The organism is Thalassotalea psychrophila, assembly GCF_031583595.1.
Classification (GTDB): domain Bacteria; phylum Pseudomonadota; class Gammaproteobacteria; order Enterobacterales; family Alteromonadaceae; genus Thalassotalea_A; species Thalassotalea_A psychrophila.
Genome location: NZ_CP134145.1, coordinates 575,187 through 587,736 on the forward strand (window position 1 = coordinate 575,187; position 12,550 = coordinate 587,736).

11 protein-coding genes are annotated in these 12,550 nt (G+C 37.8%); 7 read left to right on the top strand and 4 right to left on the bottom strand.

Annotated elements, in window-relative coordinates:
* The first annotated feature begins 248 nt into the window (after positions 1–248).
* Both RGQ13_RS02425 and RGQ13_RS02430 read left to right on the top strand, forming a co-directional pair.
* The gene (locus tag RGQ13_RS02425; protein ID WP_348391966.1) at positions 249–3,221 is read left to right on the top strand and encodes a TonB-dependent receptor; all 2,973 of its coding nucleotides are present in this window, start codon (positions 249–251) and stop codon (positions 3,219–3,221) included.
* A 103-nt stretch (positions 3,222–3,324) separates the two neighbouring features.
* Complete coding sequence (locus RGQ13_RS02430) at positions 3,325–4,527, top strand: glycoside hydrolase family 117 protein (protein WP_348391967.1); 1,203 nt, start codon at positions 3,325–3,327, stop codon at positions 4,525–4,527.
* 6 nt (positions 4,528–4,533) lie between these two features.
* On the opposite strand, the gene RGQ13_RS02435 is transcribed toward RGQ13_RS02430, so the two are convergent.
* The gene (locus RGQ13_RS02435; protein WP_348391968.1) at positions 4,534–5,472 is read right to left on the bottom strand and encodes a sugar kinase; all 939 of its coding nucleotides are present in this window, start codon (positions 5,470–5,472) and stop codon (positions 4,534–4,536) included.
* 481 nt (positions 5,473–5,953) lie between these two features.
* Here RGQ13_RS02435 and RGQ13_RS02440 point away from each other — a divergent pair, with 481 nt between their 5' ends.
* The 5 genes from RGQ13_RS02440 (at position 5,954) to RGQ13_RS02460 (ending at position 11,066) form a co-directional block, all read left to right on the top strand.
* Positions 5,954–7,060: a mandelate racemase/muconate lactonizing enzyme family protein gene (locus tag RGQ13_RS02440; protein WP_348391969.1), complete on the top strand. Its 1,107-nt coding sequence runs from the start codon at positions 5,954–5,956 to the stop codon at positions 7,058–7,060.
* Positions 7,061–7,100: 40 nt separating this feature from the next.
* Positions 7,101–8,132, top strand: coding sequence for a zinc-dependent alcohol dehydrogenase (locus RGQ13_RS02445; RefSeq protein WP_348393369.1), 1,032 nt, complete (start codon positions 7,101–7,103; stop codon positions 8,130–8,132).
* 21 nt (positions 8,133–8,153) lie between these two features.
* Positions 8,154–8,915, top strand: a complete 762-nt coding sequence (locus RGQ13_RS02450; protein WP_348393370.1) for an SDR family oxidoreductase — start codon at positions 8,154–8,156, stop codon at positions 8,913–8,915.
* A gap of 2 nt (positions 8,916–8,917) precedes the next feature.
* Positions 8,918–10,369 (top strand): aldehyde dehydrogenase, encoded by a 1,452-nt coding sequence (gene aldA / locus RGQ13_RS02455; protein ID WP_348391970.1) that lies wholly within the window; start codon positions 8,918–8,920, stop codon positions 10,367–10,369.
* 88 nt (positions 10,370–10,457) lie between these two features.
* On the top strand, positions 10,458–11,066 hold the full coding sequence (locus RGQ13_RS02460) for a GntR family transcriptional regulator (RefSeq protein WP_348391971.1): 609 nt from the start codon (positions 10,458–10,460) through the stop codon (positions 11,064–11,066).
* Between the two features lie 307 nt (positions 11,067–11,373).
* Here RGQ13_RS02460 and RGQ13_RS02465 read toward each other — a convergent pair whose 3' ends face one another.
* The 3 genes from RGQ13_RS02465 to RGQ13_RS02475 are packed head-to-tail and all read right to left on the bottom strand — an operon-like array spanning position 11,374 to position 12,516.
* Complete coding sequence (locus RGQ13_RS02465; protein WP_348391972.1) at positions 11,374–11,580, bottom strand: DUF3565 domain-containing protein; 207 nt, start codon at positions 11,578–11,580, stop codon at positions 11,374–11,376.
* Positions 11,581–11,604: 24 nt separating this feature from the next.
* Positions 11,605–11,970 (bottom strand): cupin domain-containing protein, encoded by a 366-nt coding sequence (locus tag RGQ13_RS02470; RefSeq protein WP_348391973.1) that lies wholly within the window; start codon positions 11,968–11,970, stop codon positions 11,605–11,607.
* Between the two features lie 60 nt (positions 11,971–12,030).
* Positions 12,031–12,516 carry a GNAT family N-acetyltransferase gene (locus tag RGQ13_RS02475; RefSeq protein WP_348391974.1) on the bottom strand — a complete coding sequence of 162 codons (486 nt, stop codon included), beginning with the start codon at positions 12,514–12,516 and terminating at the stop codon, positions 12,031–12,033.
* Positions 12,517–12,550 lie beyond the last annotated feature (34 nt).

A 12,550-nucleotide genomic window follows, 5' to 3' on the forward strand; every position in this document is an offset into this window, starting at 1 on the left:
GCACTAAATAGGGACTTATATAAATGAAATACGAGAACAAAAAATAAACTATGTAAATTGTTGACAATTTGTAAAAAGGACGTTATAAATTAATTAAATCTAATATTGTTAACAATTAGCAATCTAATTGTTTTGTTTTGACAATGTTTAATTTGATACGTTACTATCTAAAACTAGCACTGAGTTTATGGGATGAATAAAGTTCTAGTTTGGTTTTCTAAATAACTATATAAATAACAGGCAAAGCCATGAAACAGTTCTATCGAAATAAGTTAAACCTTGCGTGTATAAACGCTATAGCTGTACTAATCCTTACTGCACCATCAGTCCTTGCGGCTGAAGAAACAAACGAAGAAAGCACCGACGAAGTCGAAGTTATTGAAGTAACCGGTCTTCGTGGTTCGTTATACGAAGCGGTTAATCGTAAACGGTTCAGCGAGGTGGTGTCTGATACTATAGTGGCTGAAGATATAGGTAAAATGCCCGATAGAAATATTGCCGAAGCATTACAACGCATTACTGGTGTGGGTATAGCTCGAGATAACGGAGAAGGAACTTCAGTAACTATACGTGGCATTGCCGACAATCTAAACCTTACTTTAATTAATGGTCAAACAGTAGCATCAGCAGGTGATGGACGAGGCATAGATTTTAGTAGTATGCCTTCCTCTATGATCTCTGCCATAGAGGTATATAAATCGCCTATGGCAAAACATATGGAAGGTAGTATCGGTGGTACGATTAATATCTTAACGGCTCGACCTCTCGATGTTGGTGAAGCTAAAGGCACGGCTTTTGTTGAAGCTGTTTATAATGAAAATAATGAAGAGACCTCTCCCGCTTTTACTTTTTCTTATATGACGCCACTAAGTGATACATTTGGTATTGCTGCCGCGGTATCACATGAACAAATAGATACTCGAACAGATTCTATGTCAAACTGGAGTTGGGAAGAATCTGAGCAAGGCTTTTACCCAACTCGTTGGGGCGTTTCTGCCCAAGGTCGTGAGCGCGAACGCAGCTCTGTTTTAGTAAACCTTCAATGGCAACCTCGTGATAATATTGATAGCTACTTAGATGTAACCTATAGCAAAGTGGAAGATGATTTTCTAACCCATTCATTTACCAGTTGGATTCCTTATGGCTATGGGGCGATTGATGCAGACTCTGTTGTTACGGATCCTAGTACCAATACCATGACTGAATTTGCCGTTGATAACTTATATATTTCTCCTGTTGATGAAAACATTGGCGCAGATATTGATACGCTAACTGTACAACTTGGTGCTGAAATGGAACTAGAAAAATGGACCCTTTCATTTGCAGCTGGTTATTCCAAAGCTGAAACCGAACAGCTGACTCAACAATTGTATAATTTTGACCATTGGTGGTTAAATGGCGATCAACATGATGCGTTATTTAAGCTTGGTTCTGACCGTCAATACTCTTATTTACCTTCGGGAACAGAATATTACGATGCCAGTAAAACAGATAACCATGCTAATGAAACATATGAACAAGATGGCTTAGTTGATTTTAACCTTAACCGTTTGAACCAAGGGCCAATTATGCGTTTACCGGTAGAAAATACCGATGAAGACATCTCATTTAAAGTAGACGCTGAATATCAATTAGATAGCAGTGAACTGTTTAGTTCTCTTGAAGTAGGTGCTCGTTGGAATAAACGCACTAAAGAAACTTTAGAAGCATCTCAACATTTAGGTCCTTGGGAAATCGCATTTGAAGATTATAATGGTGGCTGGAGCTTATGGGGCGCTGAACCTTTATTTCATGATGCGAATGCTGAGCGATTTGACCCGAAAAACTTTATGGGCGGAAATGCAAACTCTGGAGTGCCTACAGGCTGGAATTCTATCCATAATTTTGATACGGCTATCACTAGCTATACAGCTCATATGAATAAGCTTTTTGGCTTCACCGACGATGGTTCAACTCCTTATTTTACTGACTTTGATAGCGTCTTTGATACTATGGGGATGACACCTGATCGACGTGGCTCGGCAGATAATGAAGAAGAAACCATGGCATTATATCTACAAGCCAATATCGATATGATGGATGGTGACTTAACAGGTAATGTAGGTGTACGTTATGTGCAAACAGACCTTACTAGTAAAGCCTTAACTGGCGGCTACTATGAAGCAACACATGGCATGGAATTAGAACAAATTTCTTTAGAACATGATTATGACAACGTCTTGCCTAGTCTTAATTTAAGTTACAAACTTAATAGTGAAATGGTACTTAGGTTTGCAGCTGCTAAAGTGATGGCGAGACCTAACTTTAATCAAGCAAAAGCTGGGGCAAGTACCACAACTGATGGTTGGTACGATATCGACGGCATTAATGATCCAGATTGGACTGTTGCTGATGAAGATTCATTCGTTGGCGGTAATGTGAAGTTAGACCCTTATGAAGCGAATCAATTCGATCTTTCTTATGAATATTACTTCAGCGAAACAGGTATGTTTTCTGCTGGGGTATATTACAAAGATATTGAAAGCTATATTTTTAATTATGTTGAATTAGGCAAAGTACAAGTTGAAGGGTATGAAACTGAAATAGGTACCCGCGAACCATTCTATACTGAAGAAGACTTTTTAGCAGGTGAAGTTGCTTTACCTTCACCACAAGAATTTCCATTATTCTTTGAATCAGTGTCTATGCCTATTAATGGCGAAGGTGGTAAAATCAGTGGTTTAGAACTTGGTTTCCTCACTAATTTTGACTTTATCAAAGGATTCGAAAACTTTGGTATTCAAGCGAACTATACCTATGCTGATAGTGAAGCTGATTACTTTAAAGAGTCTTTTGGTGATGAGTCGGTTGATCTACCGTATCAATATCAATCTGAAGATACTTATAACATTATGGGTTTCTATGAAGATGATAACTTAATGGTTCGTATTGCTTATAATTGGCGCTCAGAATCATTAGAGAATCCAATAAATAATTTAGACGGTATGGCCATTTGGCGCGATGATTATGGTCAGTTAGATACATCTTTTAGTTATAAAATCACAGAAAATTTTGAAGTAATTGGTAGCGTAAGTAATGTGTTAGAAGAAAGTACTGAATTTTTCTCCGCTGCACGTACCGATGGTAATTTAATTAAAGGTGATGATGTACCTACAGATAGAAATTATAACCAAACATATAATGGCCGTACGCTACGCTTAGGTGTAAGAGCGGTCTTTTAATAAATAAGTTTAATTTTTATTTATACTAAACAGGCTCTCTTTATTTTTTAATGAAGAGAGCCTTATTTTTGTGCTTAGAATACTAAAGTTAAGGTTAACAAAAATGCTAGGAAAACTTCCTAAAGATAAACCTCAAGGTCTTAGTCATGCAATGCAGCGACTTTATGACGTTTGGCCTGAGCCTGATGATAGAGATAATGAATTTTTTACCAACTTTAAATACTCGTATATCTCGGGAATTGGTAAGGATGAGTTAGTTTCACGCCGTGACCCTAGTAAAGTTATTTTGGTCGGTGACACCTATTACGTTTGGTATACTCGTCGCGCCACTAAAAGTAGCCCTGTTGGCATGGATCGTTGTACTGATGAGCTTCCTGCTGTTGACTGGGATCTAGCTGATATTTGGTATGCGACCAGTAAAGACGGCTTTGATTGGCAAGAGCAAGGGGTTGCTGTATCAAGAACTGCAGCAGGACAATATGGTGATAGATCAGCTACTACACCAGATATCCTTGTTTTTGAAAATAAGTATTACTTATTTTTTCAAACCTTCACTGGAACTTTTCAGAGTGAAAAAGGTGATCATTGTGACGTGAGTATGGCTTGGGCTGATTCGGTCAACGGCCCTTGGACTCGTTGTGAGCATAGCATTCTTGATTTAGGTAGCGATGACGAGTGGGACGGTGGAGCAATCCATGATCCCTATCCACTAGTTTATCAGGGACGAATTTGGTTATTCTATAAAGGACAGCCAATTTCTAAAGAAAAAGATTGGCTTGTTAGAGCACAAGGTGTTGCTATTGCAGAAAATCCACATGGACCTTATGTCAAACCTGACATTAATCCACTATTAAATTCAGGTCATGAAACCTTTCTTTTCCCATATAAAGAAGGTATTGCAGCCATGCTGTGTGTTGATGGGCCCGAAAAAAATACCATTCAGTATGCTGCTGATGGCATTAATTTTAATATTATGGCAACGGTTACTTGCCCACCCGTTGCTGGCGGTCCATTTTGTCCCGATGCCTTCACTGATAGTAATAACGGACAAGGTGTCTCGTGGGGTTTAAGTCATATTAGTGAAAGTACTATTAATCCAAATGATGCTAGACGGGTAGTAGAAAGTAATTCATTTTTGGTGAGGTTTGATTGTGACTTGCAACAAGGTTCAAAGAATGCGTATTTTAGAAACCCAAGGGATCAAGTCGGTCGATATGATGAAGCAACATTTTTCCAGCCGACCATGGCACTAGAACCGCATGTAAAAGCAGATCTTATTACCAAAGGTCAAGCAAAGAAAAAGTAATAGCGCTTACATCAAAGGAGTTATTGCTTTGTCAAAACAAGTTTTTGGCACAATGGCGCCTTTGTGCTGAATAACACAACCTGCGACGCTAGCGGCATAAGTAACCGCGTCGGTTACCGACTTACCGCTTTGTCTGGCGCTTAAATAGCCACCATTAAAGGCATCTCCAGCTGAGGTGGTATCTACGACTTCAGTTACCGGAATAATGTCTATTTTAGTTCTCTTGCCTTCGACACTAATAAGCAGCTCCAGATCGCCATTTTTTATAATTATTTCACCTATGCCTTTCGCTTCTAGATGGCTGGCAATTTCAGCTGCACTTTCGTGATTGTATAAGCTTTTATGATCATCTACGCCAGGTAATACTACGTCTGATAAAGAGTAAGCAATTTCAAATGCATCCTTTGCATGTTTAGGTGAAGGCCATAGGGTCGGACGGTAATTAGGATCAAAAACGATTTGGCAACCATTAGAGCGACAGCGCTCAATAAATTTCCAAAAGTCCTTTAAATCATCAGGGGATAAAATCGCTATTGAAATACCGGAAAAAAATAAAGTAGTGACAGAACTGAAATCCATGTTGCCATTGTCTTGTTTAATAAGTGTCATCAGTTGTTTAGCCGCAGAATTTTCTCGCCAATAATCAAAAGTTCGTTCGCCATATTGATCGATATTAATGATATACAGGCCCATTTTATTTGATTTACAGCGATATAAATAACGACTGTCAATTTGCTCAATAGCCATTAAATTCAAAAATTGTGTGCTCATTTTATCTTCACCAATAACCGATAGAAAACTCACTTGCGCGCTGTCTTTTAAACAGCGTTTAATATAGACCCCGGTATTAAATACATCACCAGCAAAACTTTGTTTATATTCACCGAGTTCATTATTTTGAGATAACTCGATCATACACTCACCTATCATTAACAAGTGGGGCATCAGCCTATTCCTTTCATTTGGTTGTTATTGAATTCACTCTTCATTTTTCCACATTTCATATCTAGTAGGTTAGCTTTATACCAAGTCCATTAATTATCTGCTCATTTTTAATGGTTAAAATGAATAACTACTGCGTTATAAAACCTTTAAGTACGTAAGCATGGATGCTGCAGGTAGAGCGACGCAGGATGCCAAAGCCGAGAATAACTACTTATAAAATTTTATGCCTTGTATTTATCCATTTTCCCTCAGTAAAAAGTAGATCACATAATTAATGGAATTGGTATTAATAGCAATCAATGACATAACTAATATAAAGATGAAAAACTTAACTAATAAATTTTTTAGCTTTTACTTTTAGCCAGTTAATAAAAATAGAAAATTGATTATTTCTCTATATTTTTCAGGCTATGTATTGACCTTATCAGATAATTAAGTACACTGTATAGTATATTGTTAACAATTTACGATTGTCAAAGTTATGAAAAATAGTAATAGTAAAATAACAAATGTTGAAGTTGAATATTATCAAGTTCCTTTAGATGAGGTGCTCAATGATGCGATGCATGGCGACCATACTCATTTTGAATTAATTCTCTGCCGGATAACTTGTCAAGATGGTAACCAAGGTGTTGGTTATACCTATACGGGCGGAAAAGGTGGTAAAGCTATTTATTCATTACTTGAAGATGAACTGAAACCGTTTTTAATGAATGAAAATGCCAATCGTGTTGAATACCTTAATGACCAAATGGGCTGGCATTTACATTATGTTGGACGAGGTGGTTTAGTTTCATTTGCTATTTCTGCTGTTGATATTGCTTTATGGGACATTCGTTGCAAACGTTTGAATCAACCCTTGTGGTGTGTTGCTGGTGGTGCCAGCAATAAAACTAAAGCTTATGCTGGCGGCATAGATTTGAATTTTTCTAAGGAAAAATTACTTAACAATATCGGTAATTATTTAGATAAAGGCTTTAATGCTGTAAAAATAAAAGTAGGCCTACCCGATTATCGTACTGATGTAGCTCGAATTGCAGCCGTAAGGGAGTTACTCGGGAAAGATAGAAAGTTTATGATAGATGCAAATTATTCATTGTCAGTTGATCAAGCTATAAAGTTAGCGAATGCCGTAGAGAAATATGATATCACTTGGTTTGAGGAGCCTACCATACCTGACGATTATCAAGGCTACGGTCGAATTTCTGATTGTATAAATATTCCTACCGCGATGGGAGAAAATTTACATACTATTTATGAGTTTGGTTATGCCATTGCCCAGGCTAAGCTCAGTTATTTACAACCCGATGCTTCGAATATTGGCGGCATCACCGGTTGGTTAAAGGTTGCTGCTTTAGCACAAGCGAATAATTTAACGCTATGCAGTCATGGCATGCACGAATTACATGTCTCTTTGATGGCCTCTCAACCTCATGCAGGTTACCTAGAAGTACACTCTTTTCCTATTGATCAATACACTAAAAATCCATTAAAGCTAGTAGATGGATTGGCTATTGCACCACAAGATGCTGGTCATGGCGTGATTTTCGATATGGATTTATTAGCCCCTCATCGAATCAAGATATAAGAAGGTTATTTGAATGAAAACTACAAGTCAAAAAAGCACCGTGCAAGCAGCACTATATATAGGTAATAAAAATTTTGAGATTGCTGAAGCAGAAACCGTAGTACCAAAAGCCGACGAAGTACGTTTGGCTGTTGGTTATGTCGGCATTTGTGGCACTGACATGCATATTTATCATGGCGTGATGGACGAGCGCGTTGCTCCTCCGAAAGTTATTGGTCATGAAATGTCTGGAACAATCGTCGAAATGGGGAAAGATGTAAATGGCTTTTCCCTTGGCGAGGAAGTCGTCGTTAGACCTTTAGATTATTGCGGCGACTGCCCTGCATGCCATTCAGGTCATAGCCATATTTGTCACAACCTTAAATTTATGGGGATAGATAGCCCTGGTGCTTTTCAACAATATTGGACAGTAAAAGCAAGAACATTACATAAATTACCTAAGGCAGTATCACTAAAACAAGGCGCCTTAATAGAGCCGCTAGCGGTTGCTTGCCATGACGTGGCGAGATCGCGGTTAGTTGCTGGCGAAAAAGCAGTGATTATTGGCGGTGGTCCTATCGGTCAATTGGTTGCACAGGTTGCTAAAAGTACTGGTGCAGAAGTGCTTATTTCAGAAGTGAATAAATCACGATTAGATTTTGCCAAAGCTAACGGTATTCTTACGGTTAATCCAATAGAGCAAGACCTTGCAGAGTATGTATCAAGCTGGACTGAAGGCAAAGGTGCTGATGTCGTGTTTGAAGTTTCAGGCGTTAAGCAAGCCATAGAAGCCATGACAGAGATTGCAGCTGTGCGAGCTCGTATCTGTATGGTAGCAATCCACAGTGAAAAACCGGAGATAGATCTATTTCAATTTTTTTGGAAAGAGTTAGAACTATTAGGTGCACGGGTTTACGAACATCAAGACTTTGAAAAAGCGATAGAGCTAATTGCTAAAAAAGTAATTGATATTGAGCCTTATATAACATCGGTATCTGAATTGGCTGATATTACGCAAGCGTTCGCGCAAATGTCAGGTAATCCACAAGGGCTAAAAGCATTAGTCTCTTGCCAAGCAAATATTAATAATTAGCAGTAGGACATTTAAATAATGATATTAAACAAATTTAATTTAGCGGGTAAAGTTGCTCTAGTTACTGGCTGCAAACGGGGCATAGGAAAAGCTATGGCCTTAGCATTAGCAGAGGCAGGCGCTGACATTATTGGTGTCTCGGCTACATTAGAAGAAGGCTCTGAAATTTCGGCATTAGTGACTGAACTTGGCAGAAAATTTCACCCCTATAAATGTGATTTTAGTCAACGTGATGATCTTTATCATTTCATTAATAAAGTAAAAGAAAATCATCCGGTAATTGATATATTGGTAAATAATGCTGGCACTATATTAAGAGCGCCAGCGGCAGAACATAATGACGAATTGTTTGATACCGTAATGGAAGTTAACCTTAATGCTCAGTTTATTTTGAGTAGGGAAATTGGCAAAGGGATGTTGAGCCGACAAGCAGGTAAAATTATTTTTACCGCCTCTCTACTGACATATCAGGGCGGAATAACTGTCCCTGGGTATGCGGCAAGTAAAGGTGCAATTGGTCAATTAGTAATGGCTTTATCTAATGAGTGGGCATCGCAAGGAATCAATGTTAACGCGATTGCGCCTGGTTATATTGCTACCGATAATACCGAAGCTTTAAGAAATGATAGCGAACGTAGTACGTCAATATTAAGCCGTATTCCTCAAGGACGTTGGGGGAAACCAGAAGACTTTATGGGGCCAGTAGTATTTTTAGCCTCGGATGCATCAACATACATGAATGGAAGTACTGTCCTTGTGGACGGTGGCTGGATGGGAAGATAAAAATGACTCAAATAAAGAATAACCAACATTTTATTAATGGCGAATATATTGCTTCTAAGTCGGATGGAGAAATTCCAGTATACAACCCAAGTACAGGTGAGCAACTAGGGAGCATTCCTGAAGGTTGCATTGATGATGCTCAATACGCATTAGACACTGCCAATAAAGCGCAAAAGTCATGGAAAAAAGTTACTGCCCGTAATAGAGCTAAAATATTACGAAAATTTGCTGCTGGTATTCGGGCCCAAGCAAATGATCTTGCTCGACTATTAGTACAAGAACAAGGGAAACTACTTTCCGTTGCAGAAGGTGAAGTAGAAGCTACCGCGACATTTATAGAGTACGCTTGCGATAATGCCTTAACGATGGAAGGTGATATTTTAGCGTCCGATAATGAAGGTGAGAAGCTCTATATTCATAAATACCCTAAAGGAGTCGTTGTTGGTATTACCGCATGGAATTTTCCATTAGCATTGGCTGGTAGAAAAATTGGTCCTGCTTTGATCACCGGGAATAGCATTGTCATAAAACCAACTGCTGAAACACCATTAGCCACTTTAGAGCTAGGTAGAATAGCCAATGAAGCCGGCATTCCCGCAGGAGTGCTAAATATAGTAAATGGTAATGGCTCTGTTATCGGCAAGTATCTTTGTGAAAGCCCTATCACGAAAATGATCACCATGACTGGTAGTACTAAAGCAGGTCAATCAATTTATCACAGCAGTGCTGAGCATCTAACCCATGTAATGCTTGAACTGGGTGGTAAAGCCCCCTTTGTTGTGATGAATGATGTGAATATTGACAATGCTGTTGAAGATTTATTTTGGGCTAGATTTGCTAATTGCGGCCAAGTTTGCACGTGTGCCGAACGACTCTATCTTCATGAAGATATTTATGATGAATTTATGCAAAAATTTATCAATCGAGTCAGTCAATTAAAAGTAGGAGATCCACTATCTCCTGACTCAGAGATGGGGCCAAAAGTTAATCAGCGAGAAGTCGACTTCATCGACGGACAAGTAAAACAAGCTGTTGAAGAAGGTGCAACGATAGCTTTTGGTGGTGCTAGAGCTGCAGTAGAAGGGTTTGAAAATGGCGCATGGTATCAACCAACAGTATTAGAAAATGTTACTCAAGAAATGACCATTATTCATGAAGAAAGCTTTGGCCCAATTTTACCTGTGGTGAAAATTAATTCGATAGAGCAAGCGATAGCTTTCAGTAATGATTGTGAGTTTGGCTTGTCTGCGTACCTTTACACTAATAATTTAGCATGGATAGAAAAATGCACAGATGAATTAGAAGTAGGTGAAATCTATGTTAACCGGAGTATTGGTGAACAACATCAAGGTTTTCATTATGGTTTAAAAATGAGTGGTTGTGGTGGTGAAGATGGTAAATATGGCTTGGAGCAATACCTTGATAAAAAGACTGTTTATCTAAATCATTGTTAACAATTTATTGTAACCTTGTTATGATGGGCATTATAACTAATAACTAGTGCCCCATAACTTTCTGTTTTTTTGGAGGATGGAATAAGTCATGCTTGACTCAACTGCAATTGTCTCTGTACGCGAACAAATAGCGCGTCAATTACGTGCCGATATCATTAACGGTGTGTTAACTGAAAAAACGAAACTAAAAGAGCAAGAACTCGCTGCCCGTTTTAATGTTTCTCGCGGCCCTGTACGCGATGTATTACTTCAGTTAACGAAAGAAGGCCTACTTATTTCCAAAAATAATTGTGGTGTAATCGTCAACAGTGCACCAAAACCAGAGTTACAACCTTTAATGGTAAATTTACGTGTGAAAATTGAATCTCATGCGATAAAGATAACTATTAATGAATTAACAGAAGAAGATTTTACTCAGCTTGATAAAATTTTGGCGACTATGATCAAAGCTTTTGAAGAAGAAAATTATTCACTCGTTACCGAAAGTGATATGGCATTTCATCGATATATCGTACACAAAGCTGGTGGTGATGACTTAGTTAATTTATGGCAACCTGTTATTTATCGTATGCGCATGAACTACAAACGTATCAGTACACCGAAAGAATGTTTTGAAGAGCATAATCAGCTACTCACTTATTTAAAAAATAAAGAATTAAAGTTGGCTTTAGCGTCGCTTAAAGAAAACGTGAAATAAACGTTTGATTTATGTTCTCATGAGAGAACATTGAGATATATTAATCGTTATCATAAGAAGTTCTTTATTGATTCAGAACATTATATTAATTTTCTATCTCGCTTTGGGGGCGCAATCGCCATAGGAAAATGCTACTAATGTCAGCTTCCTTGAAGATAGTTTACATAGAATTACTTTCCATTGTTCTATACATTTGGTCATTAAAGTCGCAAAAGTGATCATCAACTTGGGTTTATAAGAGAGCTTCCGCCATTTCTGCTTTGTGGTATTAGCTGACTAGAACACCAATTAACGCTGATAGGGCTGATTAAGATGCATCTTTAGGTACACCTAAGTCACATTTTTTGCACTTGAGCTTATAACCTAACATAGAATTTCTACCAAGCTGATTAGTTACCCATAGCCTCGCCATAAATGGTGGGTTATGCCGTACATGTTGAAAATGGCCACATTGTAGTTGGGCAACCCAGTGGTCTTCTTTATCTTGGTGATAACCAATAATGGCTTGTTCCATAATGCATATCCATCGATACTAATTTTAAATCCACACATCATTTTGGGCGGTAAGTTCGCTATCTGTAGTGCCTGTATTTACAACACCTTGTGGTTCAATAAGCATAATTTTACATTCTGATTTAGCGAAAGGCTTATGTTCAACTCCTTTTGGAATCACAAACATTTCTCCAGACTCTAATGTGACCGTGCCATCACGAAATTCAATGTGAAGTAATCCTTCAATGACAATAAATACTTCATCAGTGTCATTATGCTTATGCCAAACAAACTCACCTTCAACTTTTGCCAACTTGAATTGGTAATCGTTCATTTGGGCAATAACACGCGGCGACCAATGTTCAGTGAACTTTGTGAATTTATCTTTGAAATTAATTACTTTAGACATCATATAAATACTCTATAAAAAACACTTTCTATATAAATCGAAACTATCACAATAACCTTGAAACTAATCTATTTTTAACCCTTGTAGAGAAACAATTTTATTTTCATTGTGTGTTAATAATTCAAGCTCTGTAAACCCAAATTTTTGGTGAAATAATAAAGACGGTTCATTTGGCGGCATAACATCTATTTCAGCAAACATACTCACAGCGTTTTTCTTTGAAGCCCAATCTAAAGCATATCGATAAAGCATAGAGCCAATACCTTTGGCTCTAAATTTTTTTGAAATTACTATCCTGTCGATATATAAAAATGATGCATAATTCTGATTAAACCACTCATAATTGATACTTTCATACTGAGCACCTTGGCTAAAAGCTAATAGAAACCCTGCAATTTGATTTTCATCTTCGACAACAACAGACAATACAGACATGTTGATTAATCTGATTAACTTACTTTTATCCAATGGACTTAGAACTTTTACTGATTTTTCATTCAGCTCAAGGATCGTTTCCATATCTTTAGCTAAGATTTCCCTAATAATCATTTTTACCTCTGTAATGCAAAATGTTGTTATGTAT

Excerpts from the sequence above, each read along its gene's own strand:
- RGQ13_RS02470 (WP_348391973.1), bottom strand. The coding sequence starts at position 11,970 with ATGATGTCTAAAGTAATTAATTTCAAAGATAAATTCACAAAGTTCACT.
- RGQ13_RS02465 (WP_348391972.1), bottom strand. The coding sequence starts at position 11,580 with ATGGAACAAGCCATTATTGGTTATCACCAAGATAAAGAAGACCACTGG.
- RGQ13_RS02435 (WP_348391968.1), bottom strand. The coding sequence starts at position 5,472 with ATGCCCCACTTGTTAATGATAGGTGAGTGTATGATCGAGTTATCTCAA.
- RGQ13_RS02430 (WP_348391967.1), top strand. The coding sequence starts at position 3,325 with ATGCTAGGAAAACTTCCTAAAGATAAACCTCAAGGTCTTAGTCATGCA.
- RGQ13_RS02425 (WP_348391966.1), top strand. The coding sequence starts at position 249 with ATGAAACAGTTCTATCGAAATAAGTTAAACCTTGCGTGTATAAACGCT.
- RGQ13_RS02475 (WP_348391974.1), bottom strand. The coding sequence starts at position 12,516 with ATGATTATTAGGGAAATCTTAGCTAAAGATATGGAAACGATCCTTGAG.
- aldA (WP_348391970.1), top strand. The coding sequence starts at position 8,918 with ATGACTCAAATAAAGAATAACCAACATTTTATTAATGGCGAATATATT.
- RGQ13_RS02440 (WP_348391969.1), top strand. The coding sequence starts at position 5,954 with ATGAAAAATAGTAATAGTAAAATAACAAATGTTGAAGTTGAATATTAT.
- RGQ13_RS02460 (WP_348391971.1), top strand. The coding sequence starts at position 10,458 with ATGCTTGACTCAACTGCAATTGTCTCTGTACGCGAACAAATAGCGCGT.